Raw genomic sequence first — 22,993 nt, forward strand, 5'->3', positions numbered from 1 at the left:
GACGATTTCAGGTCCGCACCGACGTACGCGTCACGGTTGCACGACTGGTCTGAAATATCGGCGGCACACGTGCACTCGGCGAAAGCGTGCTCGCATTCGGCCTCAATGCGCCCCAATATCCTGATGTCCAGTCGAAGGCTTCAGCATCATCGGGCTCGATGCGAGCAAGGGGCTTCACGTCGACAAGCGCAGCCGATCCGTCGCGGAACCGTACGAAGAAGTCGGGCACAAGCTGCGCGCAGTTCCTGTCCAGTAGATCCACATGTCCGATGTCACCCAGATTGTCGTGACGGCAACCAGCGCACCCGCGAAATTGCGGGATCGTGAACACTCTTTAAGCGCGTCGTTTTGCCAAGAACTTTGCCAGTAGTCGAACCTGAGATTGGCACCTCCGCGTCCCGGCTCGCTTTCGCTCAACAATGAACCGTGTAGAGGTGCGATCCGACGTCAGCTGGCGTCGTCAAGCTTCCGGGGGTCGCACGGTTCGTGGTCGATCCCTGAACCCGGTCGTGGTCGATACAAGAATCCGTTCGCGCCCCAGCTGCTCCTGCTACCGAGCGGGTAATCGATATCATTTCCCGGACGAAGGGATCAGACATGACGGATCGCGAGAGCTATCAGGCCGCCGGCGTGCACTACGACATTCTCGACGCAGGCAAGCGAGCGGCCATCCTCGCCGCCCTCAGCACCTCGTCGTACGCGGCAACCAGGGGGGTGTCAGTTGACGACGACTCCAGGGGGGAGCCAGCCTTCACGTTCCAGATCGGCGGCGTGCACCTCGCCCTCGTCATGGAATGCCTCGGCACCAAATCCTCGATCGCCGCGGACGTGCAGGCGACCCTCGGCGTCGATCACTTCGCGGACGTCGGCTACGACACCGTAAGCGCAATCGTCAACGACGTCTGCAGTGTGGGCGCGCTCCCTTCGGTGGTCAACGCGTACTTCGCCACCGGGACGCCCTCCTGGTACGAAGTGTCCGGGCGCTTCGAGAGTTTGGTCGAGGGGTGGCGGCAGGCGTGCGAGGACAGCGAGGCGGTGTGGGGCGGCGGCGAGTCCCCCATGCTCGGCGGCATCGTCGCCGATGGAGAAATCGACCTTGCCGGCAGCTCCGTAGGTAGCTTCCCGGCCGGGCGCGGCCCTCTTCTGGGCTCGCGCCTAAGCGCCGGCGACGAGATCGTCCTAATCGAGAGCAACGGCCTGCACACCAACGGTGCCTCGTTCGCGCGGCGCACGGCCGAGCGTGCAGGCTACGACGCGACGCTGAGCACGGGCGAAACATTCGGCGAGGCGGTCCTCTCGCGCAGTCACATCTACGCCCGCCTCATCCGGCGCGTCTACGACGCGGGACTGCCTCTCACCTATGCCGCGCACATCACCGGGCACGGCCTGCGCAAGCTCATGCGCCCCGAGCGCGCGTTGCGCTACCGCATCTCGTCATTGCCCCCAGTCCCGGCGCTGTTCAGCTTCATGAGCGACACCCTGGACCTCGACACACGCACCGCATACAGCACGTTCAACATGGGAGCGGGCTTTGCTTTGTACGGCGCTCCGGGCAGCAGCGACGCGCTCATCGAGGCGGCCCAAGCCGTCGGATTCGATGCCTGGAGGGCGGGAGTGGTGGAGGAAGGCCCTCGATCTGTAGTGCTGGAGCCATTGGGAGTGACGTTCGAGTCAAACGACCTGCAACTGCGCTGACGTACTACCGGGCGACGAACGTTTCTCATTCAGAGGACGCTAGGACATGATCGAACGCTGCCAGAGCCGGCCGATCGCGCACATGGTCGAAGAGATGGGCATCTCTCGCGCGACCGCCCCGAAATGGGTCAACCCGATACTTCGACGCGTGAACAAGCTCACCGAGCTGCCAACCAGATCAATCGTTGCCGCGTCACTCGGAGGGGTCAGTGCGGAGCCGCTGTCCGCTGCGGTCGTTCAACATGTCCAGAACAGCGCGTTCTGTGAGCTGCTCGGTGGGTGAATCGAGCACCTTTGTTCCATGCACAAACATGGCGATGCGGTCGCAAACTCTGAAGACGTGATCGATGTTGTGCGAGACGAAAAGGCACGCGATTCCCCGGGACTTGAGCTCCTCCACAAGCTCGAGCACTCGCTCGACCGCGACGACCCCGAGGGCATTCGTCGGCTCGTCGAGGATCACGAGCTTCGCGTTGAAATACACCGCCCGAGCGATGGCGACTCCTTGGCGTTCACCTCCCGAGCAGTACCGCGCTTCCTGGTCGACACCGACTCGTAGCCGGAGATCGTCGAGCATCCGACGCGCTTCCGTGGCCATTCGTCGGTCGTCGAGTGGCTTGATCGGGCCGAACCCACGCCTCAGCTCCTTCCCCAGGAAAAGATTGCGCGCGATAGTCACATCATCAGCCAGCGCCTGCTCCTGATAGACCGTTTCGATACCGGCGTTTCGGGCGTCCGCAGTGCTGCGCAAGGTGACCGGTTCTCCATCTAGCGAGATGGTGCCGGACGTCGGCCTCTCGAAACCGCTGAGGATCTTGATGAGGGTGCTCTTCCCCGCTCCGTTGTCGCCGATGAGGCCGAGCACTTCTCCTCTCGCCAATTCGAGGTCGACTCCTTGGAGTGCGTGGACGTTACCGAAGCTCTTGGTCACGCCTTGGGCACTGATGACTGCCGGCGCCGTGGTGCTTGTCGTGTTCATTTCCGGCCTACTCTCCAACGGTCGAAGCTCATGAAAGCCCATGCAGTGAGGATGACCGCGACCGCGGTGATCACGTTCGTCCAGTACTCAATTACACCCATCATGACCAGGCCGATGCCGATTACTCGCAGGGTAAGGCCGCCGAACAGCGGCCCGAGAACTCCGCCGCGACCACCGTTGAGGCTGACCCCGCCGATGATCGCTCCGGCGAGGGCTGTGAGCATGACGACGTCACCGGATTGCGGGACAGCTTGGTTCGAGTGGGCGACTTGCAAGACCCCGGCGATGCCGCAGAGGACCCCTGACAGGGTGAAGACGAAGACTCGGACTCTCTTGACCGGTACGCCCATCATGCGCACAGCCCGTTCGTTGCTGCCGGTCGCTTGCATCCAGGCCCCTAGCCGCGTCTTGTTCCGCAGGTAGACCAGCACGGCCACGATCACGATGAGCCAAAGCACCTGGTTCGGAATACCGAACGGGTTGCCGGCGAGGATGTCGAGGGTCGGGTCTCCGTCGTCCGGGCGCACCGAGATGCTGGAACCTCCGACGCTCACGAGCATGAGGCCTCGGTATGCCCACATGGTGCCTAGAGTGACGATGAAGGCGGTGACGCCGGTCCCCACAACGAGCAGACCATTGATCATGCCCATCGCCCCGCCCGCTGCGATAGCGATGAGGGCGCAGACCCAGAGTGGCGCCCCCAGGGAACTGTAGGTGCTCCCGAATACGACAGCCGAGACGACATAGATGGACCCGACCGACAGGTCAATCTCTTTGATCAGCAGGACGAAGCCCATGGCAATCGTGATCAGGAGAATCTCGGGCGCGAAGGTAGCTAGAACCGACAGAGTTGCGGGCGACAGCAAGAGACCGTTGGTTGCGACGGTCATCACGATCACAACGAGTACAAGCACGCCGGCGGAAATGGCGGTATTGCTCTGTGGGATGAGACTGCGCCACGTTCTGGAGTTCGATCTCTTCGTAGGTTGACTTGTTGTCACGCTCATCGGTGTTCCTCCATCTCGGCAAGCAGCTGCGCGCTCTGCGTACGAAGCGAGTCGTTCGGTAGTGGTCCGTCGCCCAGAAGAGCAGCGGTGGTGAGGGAAGCGGTGGCGCAGGCGATCGCCACACTGGATGGCAGGTCTCGCGTCGCGCCGACGAGTGCTCCGCCGAAGGCGTCGCCCGCTCCGGTGGTATCGATGACGTCGACTTGCAGCGTTGGGATCGAGTAGACACGGCCATCGTTCGCTTCCCCCCAGTACGCACGGGTGCCGCCAGCGGTGAGCACGACAGCGGCGGGGCCCAACCCCAGGAGACGTCGCACCTGCTCTGGGGGGTCATGATCACCGACCAGAAGGCTTGCGTCGCGGGTGTTGGGCAGTAGCACGTCGACGAGGGGCAGAGACTTCCGCAGCTCAGCCAGTTCGTGCGGCGGTGGCGGCCCGTCAGGCTTCCAGTTCGGGTCCAGCACCGTCCGGCCATGTCGCCGGTGAATCTCGGCCATGAGTTCGGCTGTAGGGGCCTCTTGCAGATCAGGGTGGGCGAAGGACCAGAACCACGAGTACACGTATGCGTCCGTGGCTGATGGCGCGCCTTGGATCCCGTCAGATATCTCCGCGAAAGACCGTTGCCAATCCGGTGGGTACGTGGCGACCATGGTGGCGCCTTGGCTACGGGAGTCCGCCACCGACACGCAGACCATGTGCTGGCCGGTATACCGATGGATCCCGCTCGTTTCGTGGCCCATCGCGGAAAGCTGCGCGATGGTCACATTGCCGAACATGTCGTCGCCCACCCAGTCCAGGTATGACACGCTCCGCCCAAATTGAGCAGCAACCTTTCCTGTGTATGCCGCTCCTCCTGCGCGGATGTCCTGTTTGTACGCAGGGGCGAGCCGCCCCTCCACCAAGCCCGGACCGCTCGGATAGACGACGAGATCAGGATGTAAGAACGGGTTGATGAGCAGCAGGTCGACGGTCATGTCGCTCATCGATGCGTCGAGAAGGCCATGCGACGGTAGGTGTGCCGTCGCCCCCGAATCGCGATGCTCAGAGCGAGTATGTTTTCGGGGTCTGGGACCGACTCCGTGAGACCGACGTCACTGATTGTGATGATGTCAGCGCCGGCCTGCTTCGATCCCCAGGCGATAGCCCGGATGGTGTCGGTATCGGCGCCCTCCTGGGATGACGCGATCCAAAGGTTGCTGAGAGACCCGGCCTCATGGATGGCGCTCACCCAGGAGCCGACGAGCTCCGGAGTTGTTCCCGGCAAGGTCCCGACCGCGGGTATCTCGATGATCTGGGCGCCCGCGCGGGCGAGGGTTGCGATCTCGGTCGGAGTGATGGCCTCTCGCGGCGCAAAACTCCCGAACAATCCCCAACCGTTGGGACGCGCGAAGGCAACAATTGCGTGATCACCGACCTCACGCTTGATGTCACGAATCCGGTCGGCTAGTACGTCCGGTTCTGCCAGCCAATCCATGACCTGGATGATGTCTGCGCCTTGATCCGCGAGAAGTCGAGCGTTCTCGACGGTGGCGACCGCCTTCACGAAGCTGGCTTCCATCTGATCGGGAAAGCTTGTTTCGGTGCCATAGAGCGCGGCAGCGATCGGCCGTCCGACCAGTTCTCGTACCTCCCTCAGCGTCCAACCACGACCGAGGTCAGCCTGAACCTGGGCGAGTATGGTGTCGTCGGGCTCGAGTTGGACCTTGTTTGGCAACCCGGGGAAGTACGGGTTGTGCGGGTCGTAGAGGCCGAGCGCAACGATGTCCGCGCCGAACGCAGCGCAAAGCTCCATGTTGGAAACGCCATCGCATGCGTTGGGGCCACGCACTCGGGCGACGGCGGTAATTGTTCGCCCCTCCGACATGCGGATACCGTCGAGCAGCGCTTGCGGCCCCATGTTCAAGATGGCACGGGGCGTCGCCGTGAGCAGCCGGGGCGATTGGAGTGCGAATCGCCCCACCGGGGCATCCGGGTTTTCGTTCATGCGAGAGACTCCTTCGCCCTTCGACGCGCGATCACGTCCACGAAAAGTGATGCTTCAGCGCGGACATCAATCTGGTTGGCCGCTTCGAGGGTTCGGACCATGTCTGCAGGCAGAGCATCGAACCCTTTGTGGGTGCCGCTGATTGCCCCTGTGATCGCAGCCACGGTGTCGGAGTCGCCACCCAGGTTGACGACCTTGAGGAGGAGGTCGAGCGGATCATCCGGTATTGCGACGAACATCCCGATCGCCATCGGCACTGCCTCAGTTATCGGAAGGCCGTTTCCAAAGATCTCCCCTAACCGGCGGATTCGAACTTCTATCGAGGCGCCGGCTGTCGCGATATCGCAGGCAAGCTCGATGCGTGCTGGGATGGACGGTCCCGGCACCTCGATGGCCTGGCCGCGCGCGATCTCGTTACCGATCCGCGCGGTTGTAACTGCCGCGTGAGCGATGTCCGTTGCCGAACTCGGGCTCATGGCGGCGCTCACCGCTCCCGCGACGGCGGCTGCGCCAGCATACGCAATATCGGAGTTGTGAGTGGTTACACAGATCTTTGCTGCGGTCCGGGCGGCGCGAACTAAATCACCGGGAGAGGCCCATCCAGCTGGCGCGACCTTCATGGCTGCGCCGTTTGACGTCCGAAGGTCGTTCGTCAGTGGGTCCGGGGCTCCAGCTTCGCGGGGAGTGGCTCCGCCGCGAAGCAGGAGGATGGCTTTCCGACTCGATGGCCCAGCAAAGCGCGACAGCAGTTCCGGGTCAGACGCCCACTCGAGGAGCAGTCGGGCGACATTGTCAGGCTCGATTTCACCCGAGCCGGCGGTGAGCTCGCGGAGGATACTCAGAGTGAGGAGTCCATCATCCGTGAGCTCACCGGGCTGTCTGCCATCGGCGAAGGTGCCCTCGGCGGGTGCCAGCAAGGTGGTGACACGTCCGTATCGTTCGCGGACCTGTCGGACCGTCAGTTGTTCGGTGACACTGCCAAGTGCGTCGCCGAGCAGGGCGGCAGCTAGGCCGCCTGCGACCCGATCTTTGTGTGCGCTGGTGTCATCTGTATGTATTGTCACTTCGGGTCCGATCTGGTTGTCGCCGAGGTTCGGCGTCTAGTCGCGAAGCGCTTCGGGAACGACTTCCTCGAGGTTGTCTTTCGTGACCACGATCAGTGGCACGTTCACCGGGGCGGGGACCTCGCCTGTCTTGACCATGTCGACCACGGTGCGAACTGCTTCGTAGGAGGACTCGGTCAGCTCGAGGTTGACTCCGGCCGGCATATAGCCCGTCAAGATTCCGTTCGCGGACGACGGATTCACGACCTGCCCGAACAGCGGAGGTCGCCCGGCGTCGAGGTTTCCCTGCGTCATCGCCGTGTTGGCTGCACCGATCGCAATTGCGCCGGAGGTAGCCAGAGCTGAAACCTCGGGGTTGGCGACGAGGTACGAGAGGATGTTGGAGGACGCCGTTGTTGGATCTCCGGTTACGTCGATGACGTCGACGGTCACGGTCTTCCCCTCGCCTGCCATCTCCTCTTTGAATGCCGCGACAGCGTCAGTAATGTACGTGCCGTCGGGCGCCTCCGCCGGCCAGACCACGGTGTCTCCGTCGTCGACATAGTCCGCCGCGACACTCGCGAGCTCGGCTCCTACGTCGCCCCAATCCGTGAGTGCAACCGCAATCTTTGCCATGTCGGCCTCCGGGAGATCCGGCGCCCCAAGAAGCGCGTACACCGCCACCCCTTGCTCCAACGCGTTCAGAATCGCGTCGTTGGCAACGGTCGGGTCGAAGAATGGCGCGATGATGGCGTCCACACCACGAGCTACCTCTTCGTCAATCATCTGGGCTTGAAGGGCATAGTCACCCTCTGCGTAGCGGTCGACGAACTCAGCTCCCAGCTCCTCTGCCTCTTCACGCATCCGATCCGCACGGTAGGACCAAATCACGTCTGTCGAGGACGATTCGCCGATGAAGGCGATCTTGATTGGCTCCTCCCCCGCCTCGCCAGCAGGGGTGGAGGTTCCACACGCCGTCAGGGCGGACATAGCTAGCAATGCGACTGCGGCTAGGGCGGCAGATCGCAGGGTTTTGATGGGCTGATTCACTCTCGGTTCCTTTCGGCAAAGCTGGACCGCGTCGACGAAGTGACGGCGCGGGGGTACCGCGGTACAGCGTGAAGGTGGTGCGAGGTAGTGGTTTCGAGCGACCCGTCAGCCTTGTGATGGGTCGTGGATGTCCAAGTTCATTGAGTAGCGGTCAGCCCGCGCCCAATAGGTCGTCGACTCGACTGGCGTCCAATCCGCGGTGAATGCAACTCGGTGACGGATGAGCGCCACAGAGCCTGCAGCTAGGTCCAGTTCCGCGGCCTGCGCTCCCGTGAGTGTCCCGGCGCTAATGGTCTCCCTGGCCCCCGTTGGACCGAACCCTCGTGAACTCAGGAACTGGTACAAGGACGATGCGCGGTCGAGGTCATCTCCGAGACCTTCGCCAATTGCCGGGGACAAGAAGTGAATGAACACGACGCATGGCTCCCCATCGACTAGGAACATGCGATGCAAGCGATATGCGACCGATCCCTCGGCAAGTTCCAGCTCACGACAAACGTGGTCTGGCGCCGTCTCAAGGCGAGCGGGCTCAAGCGAGACCGACTCGACAACGTGACCCCGTTCGCGCAACTCGGTGCCGAGACCGATCATCCGGTTAGCGGCTGACAATTCGCGACTCCGCACAACCGAGCCACGGCCCTGGTGTCGAGAGATCAACCCGAGTTGCTCCAAGTCGCGCAACGCGCGCCTGACAGGCGACTGTGAGATTCCGTACTGTCTCTGCAACTCCGCTTCCGATGGCAACCAGCTGCCGACGACGAGTCGGCCTGATGTGATCTGGCGTTGCAGATCGTCACGGAGGGTCGCGTACAGGGAGGAGCCAGTTCTCATACTCAGGATACTAAGTACAAGCTCTTCGGGTTGGCAAGGATGAATTATGAGGAGATCGCCTGAGCGCCCCGTCGAGATCACTAAGCGCACTGGGGTTGCATGATGAGACGACTGACAAGCCGAAGTTGGCCGCGTGAAGGCGTCACCTATGTGCGCCCCTCGCCGATTCATCCGCCTAAGGACATTTTCGATGCCTGATGTTTCATGGTTGTGAATTCATCGATCGTGGATCGAACATCGTGGCAAACTACCGGCAATCGATTACCTAGCCGCGGAGGCCCCTCATGACCCAAATCATCATCGCCGCCGGTCAGGTCGAGCCCGTGTTCGGCGATGTACCCGCCAACATTCGGACCACCTCCGATGTGATCGAGAGTGCAGCTTCATCAGGCGCAAGCCTCGTGGTACTTCCTGAGCTGGTGAGTTCCGGTTACATGATGGGTTCACGCGAAGAGGCGTTCGACCTGGCCGAAGTCCCCGGTCTAGGGCCGGCCACGTCGGCATGGAAGGAACTAGCCGCTCGGCTGGACATCATCGTTGTCGCCGGCTTTCCCGAGCGCGACGGCGCAGCGCTGTACAACGCCAGCATCATGTGCCTCCCAGACGGCACCCACACGGTGTACCGAAAAGTACATCTGTGGGACGAGGAAGCCCTCTACTTCGAACCCGGCAACGTCGGCTTCCCCGTGGTGCGCACGAAGATCGGTCGGGTCGGAATGATGATCTGCTACGACGGCTGGTTCGGCGAAAGCTACCGCTCGCTCGTCTTAGCGGGCGCAGACCTAGTCTGCGTTCCGACGAATTGGGTCCCCATCCCCGGACAGCAGGAAGGGCAACCGGCGATGGCGACGATCCTGTCAATGGCGTCCGCTCACAGCAACGGCGTCGTGATCGCCGCGGCGGACCGTGTGGGTGTCGAGCGAGGCCAGGAGTTCATCGGGCAGAGCCTTATCGTCTCGCACACCGGCTGGCCACTTGCCGGTCCCGCGAGCCCAACCGCTCCCGAGCTGCTCTTGGCAGATGTCGACCTATCTGACGCTCGCCGAAGCCGAGGCTGGGGACAGTTCAACAACCCGGTCAAAGACCGACGGATGGACGCTTACCTCCTTTCGGCATCGCATGACTGAATCCGTAGTCGACCTGACTTCGCAGTTGATCCGCATTGACACCGCAGGGCACAGCGAAGCGGAGGCGATCCGTCTGCTGGCCCCAATACTGGCTCACGCCGGGTTCGACGTCGAAACCGTCCCATGGCTTCCTGAGCGGTCGAGCCTGGTGGCTAAGTGGAATGGCGGCGGCCCATTCGTCCTTTCGGGGCACGTCGACACGGTGCCCTATGGTGGCGCCGAGTGGAGGCACGGCGCGCTGTCCGCGTATCAGGATGGCGCCCGCCTTGTCGGTCGTGGCAGCAGCGACATGAAGGGTGGCGTGGCAGCGATTATTCTCGCCGCTACGGCAGCCGCGCGCCGCAACTCGCGCGGGTTCACCGTGGTCCTAACAGCCGGCGAAGAAACGGGTTGTGGCGGAGCGCAATCTGTTCGCAAAGCCGGACTCATGCAGCCTCCGGCCATTCTCATCATCGGCGAGTCCACTGCGAACGCTGTCCGCCTCGGACACAAGGGCGCGACATGGTTTGAGCTGGCGACGACAGGCTTGTCCGCTCACGGATCGAGGCCTGAGCTCGGCATCAACGCGATTGAACCGCTGGCGGACGCAATCACCGCTCTTCGGGGAGTAGGACCGGGAGCTTTGCACTCTGAGCTCGGCGCTCGCACAATTAGCGTCGGCACCATCAGCGGGGGCAGTCAGACCAACCTGGTACCCGATGACGCACGAATGACTGTTGATGTGCGCCCGGTCCCGGGGGCACCATCGGAGCCGGTGCGCGCGGTGCTAGCAAAGTTCGGTCAAGTCGATACTGTGCTGGAACTGCCCGCGGTGTGGTCGCCCGCGGACTCCTCGGTCACCCGAGCGATAGCGGACGTGGTTAGAGGCGTTACCGGCCGGAGGGATGAGGCCCATGGCGTGTCCTACTTCACCGATGCCGCTGTGCTAGACCCAAGCCTCTGTCGTAGCTATATCGTCGGACCCGGTGATCCCGACCAACCCCACACCACGAACGAATCAGTGTCGGTGGTTCTCCTGGAGCAAGCTGTGTCGATCTACGACGAGCTGCTCGATGCTTGGGATAGGAAGGCTCTTCGCTGAGGTCACGGCGCACTGCCCCGGATGACCAGCTCCACAGGAAGTAGCACGTCAGGCAACTCGTCTTCGTCGCCGTTAATTGCGCGGAGCAGGATATCGATCGCCGTCTCAACGATCTCCGCGACTGGCTGACGGACTGTTGTCAGTGTGGGACGGGAAACCGTCGCGATATTGATGTCATCGAAGCCAGTGATAGCGAGTCGGCTCGGCACGTCGATCGCTAGCTCAGTAGCGGCATCGAGGGCACCTAGAGCCAAGAGGTCGTTGGCGCAAACGATAGCGTCAATGTCCCCGTCGGCGGAAAGGAGCCGTTTCGCCGCCTGGAGCCCAAACTCTCGCGAGAAGTCACCGGATTCCATCCGGCCCAATGCACTCGGATCCATCGAGCGTGCCCACGTCTCGAAACCCTCGCGACGTCTTCCACCGGACCAATTGTCTGTGTCCGCCCCGATGAAGGCCACACGACGCCGATGAGTCGCAACCAGGTGCGAAGTGACGGCCGCGATGCCTGCCGCGTCGTCCACTCCGACAAAGGGGGAACGCACGGACGGCACCCGCTGATCGAACTGTACGACGGGCATCCGCGTCGTCGCGTCGATCAATGCGGCGGCGCTAGCTGATTGAGAGCACGGGCTGATGAGCAGGCCATCAATCTGACGTTCGGCGAGGATGGAGATCCGTTTGGCTTCGTTTTTGGGATCGTCATCGGAGCTGCACAACAGCAACGCAAGATCGTGCTCTTGCAGCACCCGATCCGCGTGTCCCACGAGCTGAGGGAAGAACGGGTTCTCGATTTTGGGGACGACCATTCCTATGGCTCCCGTACGCGAGCGACGCAGGGCGCGCGCGATTGAATGCGGCCGGTAGCCCAGGTTCTCGGCAGTTCGGACGACCACTTCTCGAAGCTCTGGCCGGACAACACGAGCGCCCGAGAGTGCACGCGAAACGGTTGCAACGGACACCCCCGCCGCCTCGGCCACATCCTTGACGGTAGGACGCCTGCTCATCTAGTCAGTCTAGGTCGGAGCATCTTGGTACCGCCGACGTTTCGGCACGACGCTCGTCCGACGCCACGGCGTCGCCGCCGACTCCCAGAGCGAGATCAGAAGGAACGCAAGCAGTCCGATAGAAGCGAGCACGATGATGGCCGCGAAAACGCCAGGGGTGTTGAATCGACCCTGCATCGTGGATAGGTAGACGCCCAGGCCCCCTGTCGTTGATGCGAGCGACTCCGCCAAGATTGCTCCAGTCACGGAGAAGGTCGCAGACATCTTCAACGCTGAGAAGAGGGGCGTCAGTGTCGCGGGTAGTTTGATGACCCGGAATGTTCTCCACCGCGAAGCGCCCATGGCACGGGCAAGGTTGATGCTGTCGGTATCGACTGAACGCAGTCCGTCCAGGACGTTGACGAGGACCGGGAAGAACACGATCATCGCCACGACTACGAGCTTCGGCGCAAGCCCAAACCCGAGCCAGATCACCAATGCCGCCCCAATAGCGACGACTGGGATGGCCTGACTTACGATCATGATCGGGTACAGGAACCTGAACAGGATCTTCGACGACGACATCACGATCGCGAGGATGAACCCAAGGGCCGCCCCGATGATGAATCCGAGTACGAACACTTGCGCGGTCGCCACGATCCCGCGGCTGATCGCGTCCCAGTCGGTGATGATGGCGGCGAAGGCCTCGCCCGGCGAGGGGAGCACGAACTTCGGAATGCCGAAGATCCGGACGGCCAGATCCCATATCAGCACTAGTCCCGCGATGGAGAGGATCGGAGTGACGATGGTCACCCAGCGTCGTGAACTGCTGCGAGGAAGCTCGGCGTTGACGCTCATGGGTTCACTGCTTCCGTGTCCAGGTTGCCGCGAGTTCGCCCGTAGATGAGGTCGAGCGCACGCTTCTTGAGCGACATAAACGCCTCCGTGGTGAGCATGTCGACCCCGCGCGGACGTTCCAGATTCACGTCGAGGATCTCGCTGATCCGGCCCGGCCGCGGCGACATTACGACGACCCTGTCGGCGAGGAAGACGGCTTCATCGATGTCATGAGTGACGAACAGGACGGTAGAACCCGTCTCGGCCCAGACACGCAGCAGCCACTGCTGCATGTCGAGCCGTGTCTGGCTGTCCAACGCTCCGAACGGTTCGTCGAGAAGCATGACGTCTTTGGCGAACGCGAGCGTGCGCATGAGGGCCACGCGTTGGCGCATTCCGCCGCTCATCGCGTGAGGGAAGTGATTGAGGAAGGCTCCCAGCCCATAGTGCCGTGCCAGCTCTGCCGCTTCCTTGCGCTGCTCCGATGTGACGCGTCCGTGCAGGCGTGCACCGAGGGTGATGTTCTCGAGGGCGCTCAGCGAGGGAACTAGCAAGTCCTTCTGCAGCATGTAGCCCACATGACCCGGCTTGCCGGTGGTGTCCTCACCGTCGATTCGCACTGCTCCAGAGGTGGGCGTGAGGATCCCGGAAAGAATGTTGAAGAGGGTTGTCTTCCCGCAGCCGCTAGGGCCAATGACTGAGACGAACTCGCCGCGGCGAATGGTGAGGTTCGTCGGTGCAAGGGCCTCTGTTTCTCCGAAGCGCTGTGAGACGTGGCTCAGCTCGACCTTGGGTGAATGGGTTGTCTCCGTCATGAGATGACTGTCACCTTTGAAGGACCAAACCAGACGACGTCTTCGCGCTTGACTCCATACAGGTGGTTGCCGATGAACGGCTCCACCGCCCAGGCCCCGGTCATTACCGTGGTGTTGTACGCGTCGATGTAGCCGAGGTCATAGGACGAATCCTGAGTCAGGGAGTGGCCGATATTACCCAGGCGGTCAAGCAGCACGAGCCCCGTGGGCTCAAGCGCTGACCGAAACTCGGCATACCAATCGCAGGCGCGCATTCCAGCGCGAGCGGACGCGAGCAACCCCTCGTGGATGCCCTCAACTGCATTCAGCGCCTGCTGCTGCGGAACGTTCCCGCCGCGGATGAGCGTGCGCGTGCAGTCCCCCCACCACCCGTCCTGGGTTATGGGGTGGACATCAATGGTGCCAAGGTCGATGTTCCACAGTGGCCGACTAGAGGGTACGTCCGTCGGAAAACAACTGAGCGTGCCGATGCCGAAACCCACAACCGTCGGAGTCCAAACGCCGATGCCACCAAGTTCAATGACTCGGGCGTCGATTGCGTCGTGGGTCTCCCACTCCGTCATGCCGGGTTGGACAGACTCTGCGAACTCCTCCGCAACCTGGATGGCGAGCCGCTGCGCACGGACGAGACCCTCAGGGGGTTCGTCCGCCAGAGACAGGTCCACGTTCACGCTTCCTCCCTGGTTCCACTGTCAGCAAGCCACCCGATCAGCTGATCCCACAACTGTCCATAGCCGTCCCATGCGATGAAGTCAGCGGGCAGCCAGTGCGGGCCCATATCGGTGGCGACTGCGGCGACTCGCCCCTCGCCGGCCTCCCCCACCACGACGAGCGGGTGATCGCCGGCCGTCGCGACGACCTCAGCGCCCTCACGAGCCGTGAACCGCTGGTATCCGAGAATTGCTGGCCACTCGCCGGCCAGACCAGCCGTGACGTCGTGCGACCCCGCGGATAGAGGACGAACACCCTCCGGCACCTCCTCGCGATCATCGCCAACCTCCATGAGCACGGGAAGGACATCCGCGAGCGGCGTTGATCGATAGTTGGCTTTCGCCTCGATTCCCTGGAAGGAGAGGTATCCGCCGACCATCAGCAACGCCCCGCCGGCCCGTACCCACTCCGCGAGGACACGTAGACGGTTACTCCTCGCCGGCTTGCCCTGGGTGAAGACGGACTGAGTCAGCAACAAGGTGTTCGCGCCGATATCACTGAGCACCACGACGTCATACTTGTCGAGCTCGGCGGCCGTGTAGGGGAAGTCGAGGGAAGCGACATGGTTGGGCTGAAACTCGACCGTCCATCCTCTTTTTTCGAGTGACCGAATGAATGGCCAAGCTCCTTCCTCATAGGAGGTCGTGTGGAAGGTGTCGAATCCTTTCGTGTGGACCGAGGTAGTGCTCCACGATTCACCTGCAAGGAGGATGGTGCGGTTGTGCGTCATTTCGTCAATGCCTCGTTCGTGAAGAGCTCCTCGACGGGAATGGCCTCGTCGATGAGATCGAATTCAACGGAAACGTCCACCAGGTTCTGCCACACATCCGCAGACTGCTCCAGCTTTGCCGCGGTAACTTCCTCGCCCTCGTCGCCGAACAACGCCGCCGTGGCGGCCCATTGCAGCTGCGTGAACTCGAGCGTCTGCGCGTCCGGGTACGTGTCCATGAAGATCTGGATGGCTTCCTCGGGGTTGTTACGCGCGTAGTTGAGACCCTTGATCGTCGCTTCCATGAACGACTGCGCAGACTCGAGGTTGCCGGACAGCCATTCCTCGTTCGCGGCAAGCATCAGGACAGGCGCATCGGGCGCACCGAAATCCTTCGAAAACGCAATCGAGTAGTCCGTGACGCCAAGAGACTCGAGTTCGCTGCCTTCGGCGTTCGTGATGCCGGTGATGACGTCTACCTGGTCTTCGACCAAGAGCGGGACGGTGCTGGAATCTGCGGTGACGAGCGTGACATCGCTAATGGTCTTGCCGACAGAAGCCAACATCATCGAGAGCTGCGCGTTAGACCATGCGTCGTTATAGGTGCCGATGAGCTTGCCCTCGAGATCAGCAGGGTCGATCGGCTCGCTCGTCTTGCTAATGAGACCCCAGTTGTTGCTCGTGCCGTACGCCCCGATCCCCACCACAGGGACGCCCTGAGACCGAGCCGTCACGATATCGACACTCGTTGTGAACGCAATGTCGGCTTCGTCCGTGCCCAGATATTGCATCGTGGCAGCCACGTTCGGCGGTGTCATGATGTCGACATCAAGGCCGGCCTCTTCGTAGAACCCCTGATCCTTCGCCACGACCCAGGGAATCCAGAAGCCATCTGGTACCGGCCACTCCTGCACGAACCTGATCGACGTCAAGGCGTCATCACCCGGTTCATCCGTCTCGGACGAGCACGCGGCAAGTCCGGCAACTACAGCGAAGCTGCCAACTATGGCGGCGACGCGCAGCACTCGGCGGCGGGAGCGGCGGCCGGTCGTGGCTTGTGTCATGGTGATGTCCCTTCAACGGGGCGGCTCGGGAGTCCGTCCGCCGGGTAATCGATTACCCGATTAAAGCAGTCCGATCGAAGCGTGCCAATACGTTTCTGTTTCAAGTTGATTAACTCCGGCGCAGACGCTCCTCTTGACTATTGAGCGCCGATCCGCGAGACGGCGGCGGCGGCAGCATCGGTCGCAAGTCGCATCGCGTGTTCTGTGGTTGCATCTCCGGCGAGAGCAGCCGCGAGCGTTCCGCAATAGGCATCCCCTGCTCCCGTGGTGTCAACCACCTCCACATCGGTGCGCGAAGGGATGTGAAGTCCGTTCCACTCGGAACCGGCCGCTCCTCTCGTGATGAGCATCGAGGGGTGCGAGCCAAACGTCATCCGTAACAGGGCAGCCTCATGCTCGTTGACGATCAACGGATCAGCGCGCCGCAGCACATGATCTTGCACGGGACCAAATGGAGACAGGTTCAGAATGAACCTTGCCCCGGCAGCTTCAGCGCGCTCTGATGCTGCAGCAACGATGGTTAGCGGCACCTCTAGCGACACCACGACAACGTCTGTGACGTCGAGACTATTGAGCGGTTCCAGATCGCTGGAAACTAATGAGGAGTTCGCCCCGGGTGACACCACGATCGCGTTCTCACCTTCACTGTTCACGACCACGATCGCCGAGCCAGTGGGCACATCAGATGTCGCAATAACGGAGTCAGCCGCAACACCAAGCTCCGACAAGCGTTGCCGGTAAGCCAACCCGCCCTCGTCGTCACCGACGCGCCCGATCAAGTGGACCGAACCGGTTTGAACCTTTCCGTCTGGCGCAGACCTGGCCGCGGCCACGGCTTGGTTTGCGCCCTTACCGCCCCAGTGTCTTCGGACGTCACCGCCGGCCACTGTTTCCCCCGGCGCAGGATGCCGATCAACCGTGACGACAAAGTCCAAGTTCAATGAACCGACCACGAACACTCGTCCCATATTGGCTCCCCCCATGACCCGGTGAGCTTCGCAGCGGGTCAACGACGTCCTTGCCCTAGGGGAGGACGGTAATCGATTACCCGATAACCGTAGGGAGCGTCGATCCACCCGTCAAGGCGCCGATCACTAGATCTTCTGAGCGAACGAAGTTCGATGCATGGCTTGGTCGCAGTCGCCAGCACCAAAGCGGCGGACACGGGACTGCTGCACGGATAGGTGACAGTTCCTAGTCACGCCGCCAGTGCGACGGTGGTGTTCATGATGGTCTCGAACTCGATGGGCGTCAAACGGCCGAGGCGGCGTTGACGGCGTCGGCGGTGGTAGGTCCGCTCGATCCAGGTCACTATCGCGATCCGCAGCTGCTCACGGGTGGTCCAGGAGCGGCGGTCGAGGACGTTCTTCTGCAGGAGCGCGAAGAACGATTCCATAGCCGCGTTGTCCCCGCTCGACCCCACTCTTCCCATGCTCCCGACCATGCGGTGACGGTTCAGAGCGCGCAGGAACTTCCTGCTTCGAAACTGAGATCCTCTATCGCTGTGGACGATGCAGCCGGCGACGTCACCGCGCATGGCGACGGCGTTCTCGAGGGCCTGGACCGCCAGCCGGGCCTTCATCCGGGAGTCGATCGAGTAGCCCACGATCCGGCCGGAGAACGCGTCCTTGATCGCGCAGAGGTAGAGCTTGCCTTCAGCGGTCTTGTGCTCCGTGATGTCCACCAGCCAGAGTTCGTTCGGCCCGTCGGCGGTGAACACGTGCCGCACCCGGCCGTGCTCGTCGATCACGGCGCAGAGGTCGTCGTGGACGGACGGGCCGGGCTTGCGACCCTTACCGCGCTTGGGCTTGCCGAACGCGCTGAACCAGCCGTTGCTGGAGGCGATCCGCCACGCGGTGCGATCCGACATCGGCTCGCCCTCATTGCGGGCTTCGTCGGCGAGCAGCCGATGCCCGAACTCGGGGTCATCGCGGTGAGCGTCGAACAGCGCGTTCGCGCGATACGCCTCCACCACCTCACTCGCGGTGATGGGGTCAGCCAGCCACCGGTAGTAGGGCTGGCGAGAGAGCTTGAGCACCCGACACGTCACCGTCACAGGGATCCCTGCTGCGGCGAGCTCTGTCACGAGCGGGTAGAGCTGTAATGGATTCTGGCGGGCCTGCGGCCGGCTGACAGGCTGGGCCTCGGCTCGGTCGTGTGACTCCGGGTAGAACCGACCCGCCGCTCGCGGCGGTGTCTTGAAAAGGACGTGTCCGCGACCGTGCCGCGGCTCGGCCTGCCCGCGCAGATGCCTTGATCAGAAGCCTGTCCGCCCGCAATGGCGTGACTCATTACAGATGTGTCTCTGAGCGACCCCACCCGAGCCAGCCCGCCGAAGTGCTGATATCCCAGAGGAGCTCGCATGACCACAGTCGCCGATCAGTTCGAACACGTCGTCGGCATCGACACTCACGCCCGAACACACACCTACTGCCTCGTCGAGACCCGCACCGGCGGCATCATCGACACGGCCACCTTCCCCACCACTTCTGCCGGCACCAACCGCGCGCTCTCATGGATCGCGCGACGCTCCCAGGGGACGACGACACTCGCGGCCATCGAGGGGACGTCCTCCTACGGCGCGGGCATCGCGGCGGCGTTGGCTGCGAGCGGGTTCGAAGTGACGGAGATCCGACCGGTCGCCAGACCGTCACGCGCCCGCACCGGGAAGTCCGACCCGATCGACGCGGAAGCCGCCGCGAGAAGCGTGATCAGGGAAGACCTCGACAAGCTCGCCCAGCCACGGCGAACCGGGAACCGGACGGCGTTGCGCGTACTCCTGGCTGCCCGCGCGCTCGTCGATCAGCAACGCACCGCGAACCGCAACGCCCTCACCGCCCTTGTCCGCAGCATCGACCTCTCGGTCGACGCCCGCAAGCCGCTCACCGACGCCCAGATCGCGACGATAGCAGCCTGGCGCACGAATCGCGACGACGCGACAACTCGGGTGTTCCGCGAAGAAGCACGGCGACTCGCCAGAGCCGTGCTCGAGCAAACCGAAGTTCTGCGAGAGAACCACCGCCAGCTCGGGCAGCTCACTGAAACGCTGGCGCCGGGGCTGCAGGCAGTCCCCGGAGTCGGAGCCGTGCCCGGCGCGATCCTGGTCGCGGCCTACTCCCACCACGGCCGCGTTCGATCAGAAGCTGCATTTGCCGCCCTCGGCGGCATCGCCCCGCTGCCCGCGTCATCCGGCAACACCACCCGCCACCGCCTCTCCCGGTCCGGCGATCGCCAACTCAACCGCGCTGTCGACGTCGTCGTCCGCACACGCCTGAGCTACGACCCCACCACCCGTGAGTACGCCTCCCGCCGCCGCGCCGAAGGACTCTCCAACCGTGAGATCCGACGCTGCCTGAAACGCTACGTCTGCCGAGCGCTCTACCGTGAACTACGCACCCGCATGACTTGACACGAGGCATAGAAGCGTCCTTTTCCCGGCAGGTTCGCCTGCGACAGATACGCCGCAGCCCGCCGCAACACCTCGTTCTCCTGCTCAAGGAGCCGGTTCCTCTTCTTCAGCTCACGGATCTCCGCCGCTTCCGAGCGGGACTGACCGGGCTTCGCGCCCTCGTCGATGTCGGCGCGGCGGAGCCACTTCTGGAGCGTCATCGGGTGAACACCGAAGTCTTTCGCGATCTGCTCGATCGTCACTCCGGGCTCCCGGTCGCGGGCGACGCGCACGACGTCGTCACGGAACTCGGTGGGATAGGGCTTGGGCACAGCAACATCCTTCCAGGCCGCCCTCCCGGGCAAGCCAAATCAGATGTCACCTATCCGTGCAGCAGTCCCAATCGAGGCGGCTCTGGCAGTACTTGATGCGTTCTTCGCGTGACAGCGAAGCTAGCTGTGCTGGCGCCAGCAAGTCTGGCTCAACCAGCCGCTCCGAGACGAACTCCGACCACCCCTCCTTCGTTTGCCAGTTCGGTTTCGGGACAGCTCCGAGGTCCAGGTCAATCATCAAGTCGGGCCTTCACACCCTTGGTGCTTGCAAAGCCCCCCGCGTCAGCCCACTCAGCCTCGTCTGACTGCACCTCGAGATAACCGTTGCCACCTGTGCGACGGAACCGCGTGTTGGTTGAGCCACCTTCGCCAGCGGCGACTTGCTGCTCGCCTGGTTCGACATACCGCGTGAGTGCCATGGGATCTTCCAACGCCGCTCGGGCCTGCGCAGCAGCACGTGCGTTACTGGGATCGCCGTAACGCCCCTGTCGCAGGCCCTCTTTCAGAGCGATCGATGCGCGGTCGGACGTTCGGTTCGGCGGTGTGTCGGTCGATCTGAGGTGTCTGGACACGTCATCGCGGAACGGCATGTTCGCCGCGCCAGCGACCCAGTTGAGCGGGACGAACTCGTCTCCGAGATCGAGCCACACGGTGTAGATGTTCAGGGGGTCGCGGCGGATAAGCCACGACCTTTTCGAGGCACCGGGCACGGTGGTGACGATGTCGTGAACTCGTGGGGAAGAGTAGCGGCGGTATCCGATGTTGACGCCGTAGGCCTGAAGTTTTCGCGGTTCCGCCGGGAGAAGGCTGATGTACTCCTCGTACCCGAAAGGGACGGGCAGCTCGGGCGCCATCTCGCGCATCATCGTCGCCATCTCCATCGGAGACAGCTTCCGTTTCGGCCGCAGCGGATCTCGCAGACCGTCATGCGGGCGGTGCATCCAGTGCACCGCTATCCAATCGTCCAACAGCTCCTGCACCTGCAGCAATGTTGGGGCGGGGTGGGGCGCGACGTCGTTACCGCGGTGCTCGACGCTGCGGCCGACGTAGCTTCGGAGATACTGAGCGAACTGATCCGCGATGGTCCCGAACATGCGCTCGATGTGCGGTTTACCAGTCGGCGTGTACGGGGCCGAGAAGATGAGCGAGATCCCGAGGCGTTCGCAGGCTTCCCGAAACGCGTTTGACGTGTAGATCTTGCCGTTGTCGGTGGTGATCGTTTCTGGAAACACGAACGGCAGTTCGTTGCGGAAGCGGTCGAGCTCCGATTGATCGATGCCGTGGGGTTCGGCCCACGCGCGCGACACGAGTTCCCGCGTCTGCCGAGCGCTGGCCGGCCGGCGAGCGTAAGGAGTGAGGGCACGAGCCAGAACTGTCACCAGGTCGGACGCCTTGGTTCCACCTGCACGCAGCACCGCTGCGATCGGGTACCGGCTGCTGACCTCGAGCAGAATGGTCAACTCCGGACGCGCGACGCCACCCCGCATCGTCACCTTGCCGTCGTCGAGCATGATCTCCGCGTCGAACGAATTGGTATCGATCTGAACATGCTCGCCGAGTCGTGGAGATTCGTGCTGACGAAACTCGCGCTGCGGGCGGTTTGCGAGCGACATCCGTGTCTTGGCAGAACCCGTCAGGTGCCCGGCCCGAGGCAGTTCGCTGATGATGCGACGCAGAGTTCGCTCGCTCGGTACTCCGAACGGAGCCGAATCGCCGTACCGCTGAGCAACCTCGTAGCGGACATCATCGACTATCCGCCCGATGGTGCCAGTCGCTTCCCAGTTCGCTTTCCAGCACAGTTCGCTGACGATCTCCATCAACCGCGGATCACGTCGCACGTTGCTCGCCACGCGCCGGGCCTTATGGACGAGCCCAAGGGCTCCGTCGGTTCTGAAGGTTTCGAGCTTGCGCCACACTGTTCGGACGTCGACGCTCCCCGCGGGAAGCCTGGGGCCCACAGCGGCAACGATCTCGTCGACCATCGCCCGCGTCGTAGCAGAGTCGCGTTCACCGCGAACGAGATGCGCGTCGAGCCGCCTAAGGTGCGGCAACCAAACCTCGACCACCGCACGCTGAGCGTCAGTGAGACCGTTCAGGATGAGCGCAGTGGAACCCGTGTTCACTCGTGTCGACCTTGCGGGCCATTCGATCGTTGGGTCCATGAGCAGTTCGCTGATGAGCGCGGAGCGAACGAAGTGCTCCTCCACCGCCCGAAGACGCGCGACCGCAGCATCGAGCGCGATCAACTCGAATCTGATGCCCTCCCAGACCAACTCATCCCCGAGCTCCAAGTTCATCACCATCCCCTTCCTGCACAGGTGCCATCCAGATCCATCTCAAGCCGCACCGTGAGGGTCACGTCCAGCGCCCCGTGCCAGATCGCGGCCAGGAGCAGCCCCCTCGCGGGAACGTGAGTGCCCTCCATCACCGGCAGCCATTCTTCGAGCGGCCGAACTTCTCCCGTCCTGGCCGCCAACCTTTCGGCAATGGCCCTCGGGCATCCCCACCGCGCGAACCGGTAGCCGGCGAGGAACCGAAGATTGAGCGCCTGCGTCTCAGTGAGGTTGGAGAAGAGGTAGTAATCGATCTCAAGCGCCGCGCACAGCGCGCTGGTCCGAGCGAAGGTGTCCGCGTCTCGATCCCTGACCTTGCTCCACGGCCTCACGTCTATGAGCGCCATGGAACGATCCGCCCGTTCGACGAGGATGTCTGGAACATGAACCTGCTTAGGCGAAGCCCAACGAATGGCCAGAGGTTGAGTGGCGAGGGCGACGATCGTGGGGTCGCGGTCGAGCGCGGTCAACGCGAGCTTCTCGTAGAGCGACTCGAACCAGTGGTGCCGACCCGTCGTCGCCGCCCAGTAGTAGCCGGCGTAGTTCGGCCGATCCTTATACGAGGCCGACGAGCGAATGGGTCCGATCCTGCTAACGTCGATGTGGGCGAGATCGCCCAGGTCAAGTCGACGCACGACCCCGTCGAGCTTCGCATCGAAACTTCCACGACAGACGGCGTCGAGCGGAAGATCCGCGGGCACGACGGATGTCAGATCCACCGCGTAGCCTCTCGTTCGAAGACGGCGAGCCTGACAACGCCACATAGGTGTGGTGCTCACTCGCGAAGGTAGGGCTGATGTGGCGCGGAGCCGTTGCGCGACGCGCCGCTTACTGACAAGTTCTTGTCAGACCGGTCAGGTTTTTGTCCCTACTGACAGAACGGTTGGCAGTACTGACAGGTTCTTGGCAATCGGACACCACATCGGCGGCGGAAATGAGTCACAAAAAGATAACGACGAGGTCTTGTGGACCGTTATCTGGTCGTTATAGAGTGCTTGCACGGTAGTTGTTTTGCTGTGGCAGC

General features: G+C 62.8%; 21 protein-coding genes and 1 pseudogene. 4 read left to right on the top strand and 18 right to left on the bottom strand.

Going from position 1 to position 22,993, the window contains the following annotated elements; translation table 11 throughout:
* The first annotated feature begins 597 nt into the window (after window positions 1-597).
* Window positions 598-1,695: an AIR synthase related protein gene (locus ACPYN4_RS08800; protein ID WP_424446148.1), complete on the top strand. Its 1,098-nt coding sequence runs from the start codon at window positions 598-600 to the stop codon at window positions 1,693-1,695.
* Between the two features lie 193 nt (window positions 1,696-1,888).
* Here ACPYN4_RS08800 and ACPYN4_RS08805 read toward each other — a convergent pair whose 3' ends face one another.
* The 7 genes from ACPYN4_RS08805 to ACPYN4_RS08835 form a co-directional block, all read right to left on the bottom strand.
* Window positions 1,889-2,674 (bottom strand): ATP-binding cassette domain-containing protein, encoded by a 786-nt coding sequence (locus ACPYN4_RS08805; protein WP_424446149.1) that lies wholly within the window; start codon window positions 2,672-2,674, stop codon window positions 1,889-1,891.
* Window positions 2,671-3,681, bottom strand: coding sequence for an ABC transporter permease (locus tag ACPYN4_RS08810; RefSeq protein ID WP_424446150.1), 1,011 nt, complete (start codon window positions 3,679-3,681; stop codon window positions 2,671-2,673). The genes ACPYN4_RS08805 and ACPYN4_RS08810 overlap by 4 nt, the downstream gene beginning before the upstream one ends.
* On the bottom strand, window positions 3,678-4,655 hold the full coding sequence (locus ACPYN4_RS08815; RefSeq protein ID WP_424446151.1) for a carbohydrate kinase family protein: 978 nt from the start codon (window positions 4,653-4,655) through the stop codon (window positions 3,678-3,680). The genes ACPYN4_RS08810 and ACPYN4_RS08815 overlap by 4 nt, the downstream gene beginning before the upstream one ends.
* A gap of 5 nt (window positions 4,656-4,660) precedes the next feature.
* Window positions 4,661-5,665, bottom strand: coding sequence for a hypothetical protein (locus ACPYN4_RS08820; protein WP_424446152.1), 1,005 nt, complete (start codon window positions 5,663-5,665; stop codon window positions 4,661-4,663).
* Window positions 5,662-6,729, bottom strand: a complete 1,068-nt coding sequence (locus ACPYN4_RS08825) for an ADP-ribosylglycohydrolase family protein (RefSeq protein WP_424446153.1) — start codon at window positions 6,727-6,729, stop codon at window positions 5,662-5,664. The genes ACPYN4_RS08820 and ACPYN4_RS08825 overlap by 4 nt, the downstream gene beginning before the upstream one ends.
* A gap of 36 nt (window positions 6,730-6,765) precedes the next feature.
* Window positions 6,766-7,758, bottom strand: coding sequence for a sugar ABC transporter substrate-binding protein (locus tag ACPYN4_RS08830; RefSeq protein WP_424446154.1), 993 nt, complete (start codon window positions 7,756-7,758; stop codon window positions 6,766-6,768).
* A 105-nt stretch (window positions 7,759-7,863) separates the two neighbouring features.
* Window positions 7,864-8,760 (bottom strand): GntR family transcriptional regulator, encoded by an 897-nt coding sequence (locus tag ACPYN4_RS08835; protein WP_424446155.1) that lies wholly within the window; start codon window positions 8,758-8,760, stop codon window positions 7,864-7,866.
* A gap of 113 nt (window positions 8,761-8,873) precedes the next feature.
* Here ACPYN4_RS08835 and ACPYN4_RS08840 point away from each other — a divergent pair, with 113 nt between their 5' ends.
* Window positions 8,874-9,716, top strand: a complete 843-nt coding sequence (locus tag ACPYN4_RS08840; protein ID WP_424446156.1) for a nitrilase family protein — start codon at window positions 8,874-8,876, stop codon at window positions 9,714-9,716.
* Entirely contained in the window at window positions 9,610-10,797 is a 1,188-nt protein-coding gene (locus ACPYN4_RS08845) for a M20 family metallopeptidase (protein ID WP_424446157.1), read from the top strand. Before ACPYN4_RS08840 ends, ACPYN4_RS08845 begins: the two co-directional genes overlap by 107 nt.
* 2 nt (window positions 10,798-10,799) lie before the next feature.
* Here the strand turns inward: ACPYN4_RS08845 and ACPYN4_RS08850 are convergent, their stop codons facing one another.
* The 8 genes and pseudogenes from ACPYN4_RS08850 to ACPYN4_RS08885 all read right to left on the bottom strand — a co-directional run.
* Entirely contained in the window at window positions 10,800-11,801 is a 1,002-nt protein-coding gene (locus ACPYN4_RS08850) for a LacI family DNA-binding transcriptional regulator (RefSeq protein WP_424446158.1), read from the bottom strand.
* 9 nt (window positions 11,802-11,810) lie between these two features.
* The gene (locus tag ACPYN4_RS08855) at window positions 11,811-12,638 is read right to left on the bottom strand and encodes an ABC transporter permease (RefSeq protein ID WP_424446159.1); all 828 of its coding nucleotides are present in this window, start codon (window positions 12,636-12,638) and stop codon (window positions 11,811-11,813) included.
* The gene (locus ACPYN4_RS08860) at window positions 12,635-13,432 is read right to left on the bottom strand and encodes an ABC transporter ATP-binding protein (protein ID WP_424446160.1); all 798 of its coding nucleotides are present in this window, start codon (window positions 13,430-13,432) and stop codon (window positions 12,635-12,637) included. The genes ACPYN4_RS08855 and ACPYN4_RS08860 overlap by 4 nt, the downstream gene beginning before the upstream one ends.
* Window positions 13,429-14,103: a M24 family metallopeptidase gene (locus tag ACPYN4_RS08865; RefSeq protein WP_424446161.1), complete on the bottom strand. Its 675-nt coding sequence runs from the start codon at window positions 14,101-14,103 to the stop codon at window positions 13,429-13,431. Before ACPYN4_RS08865 ends, ACPYN4_RS08860 begins: the two co-directional genes overlap by 4 nt.
* The gene (locus ACPYN4_RS08870) at window positions 14,100-14,873 is read right to left on the bottom strand and encodes a glutamine amidotransferase (protein WP_424446162.1); all 774 of its coding nucleotides are present in this window, start codon (window positions 14,871-14,873) and stop codon (window positions 14,100-14,102) included. Before ACPYN4_RS08870 ends, ACPYN4_RS08865 begins: the two co-directional genes overlap by 4 nt.
* Window positions 14,870-15,916, bottom strand: a complete 1,047-nt coding sequence (locus tag ACPYN4_RS08875) for an ABC transporter substrate-binding protein (RefSeq protein WP_424446163.1) — start codon at window positions 15,914-15,916, stop codon at window positions 14,870-14,872. Before ACPYN4_RS08875 ends, ACPYN4_RS08870 begins: the two co-directional genes overlap by 4 nt.
* Before the next feature lie 137 nt (window positions 15,917-16,053).
* The gene (locus ACPYN4_RS08880; protein WP_424446164.1) at window positions 16,054-16,884 is read right to left on the bottom strand and encodes a ribokinase; all 831 of its coding nucleotides are present in this window, start codon (window positions 16,882-16,884) and stop codon (window positions 16,054-16,056) included.
* Between the two features lie 230 nt (window positions 16,885-17,114).
* Window positions 17,115-18,026: pseudogene (locus ACPYN4_RS08885) on the bottom strand (IS3 family transposase); the annotation flags it as partial.
* A 252-nt stretch (window positions 18,027-18,278) separates the two neighbouring features.
* Here ACPYN4_RS08885 and ACPYN4_RS08890 point away from each other — a divergent pair.
* Complete coding sequence (locus tag ACPYN4_RS08890) at window positions 18,279-19,325, top strand: IS110 family transposase (RefSeq protein WP_424446165.1); 1,047 nt, start codon at window positions 18,279-18,281, stop codon at window positions 19,323-19,325.
* Here the strand turns inward: ACPYN4_RS08890 and ACPYN4_RS08895 are convergent.
* The 3 genes from ACPYN4_RS08895 to ACPYN4_RS08905 all read right to left on the bottom strand — a co-directional run bounded on the left by ACPYN4_RS08895 (window position 19,295) and on the right by ACPYN4_RS08905 (window position 22,688).
* Window positions 19,295-19,636, bottom strand: coding sequence for a transposase (locus ACPYN4_RS08895; RefSeq protein ID WP_424446166.1), 342 nt, complete (start codon window positions 19,634-19,636; stop codon window positions 19,295-19,297). The genes ACPYN4_RS08890 and ACPYN4_RS08895 overlap by 31 nt on opposite strands.
* Window positions 19,637-19,866: 230 nt before the next feature.
* Window positions 19,867-21,933, bottom strand: coding sequence for a hypothetical protein (locus ACPYN4_RS08900; protein ID WP_424446167.1), 2,067 nt, complete (start codon window positions 21,931-21,933; stop codon window positions 19,867-19,869).
* Window positions 21,933-22,688: a TnsA-like heteromeric transposase endonuclease subunit gene (locus ACPYN4_RS08905; RefSeq protein ID WP_424446168.1), complete on the bottom strand. Its 756-nt coding sequence runs from the start codon at window positions 22,686-22,688 to the stop codon at window positions 21,933-21,935. The genes ACPYN4_RS08900 and ACPYN4_RS08905 overlap by 1 nt, the downstream gene beginning before the upstream one ends.
* Window positions 22,689-22,993: the final 305 nt, after the last annotated feature.

It is taken from the genome of Microbacterium sp. CH-015 (assembly GCF_049707015.1).
Taxonomy (GTDB): domain Bacteria; phylum Actinomycetota; class Actinomycetes; order Actinomycetales; family Microbacteriaceae; genus Microbacterium; species Microbacterium aurum.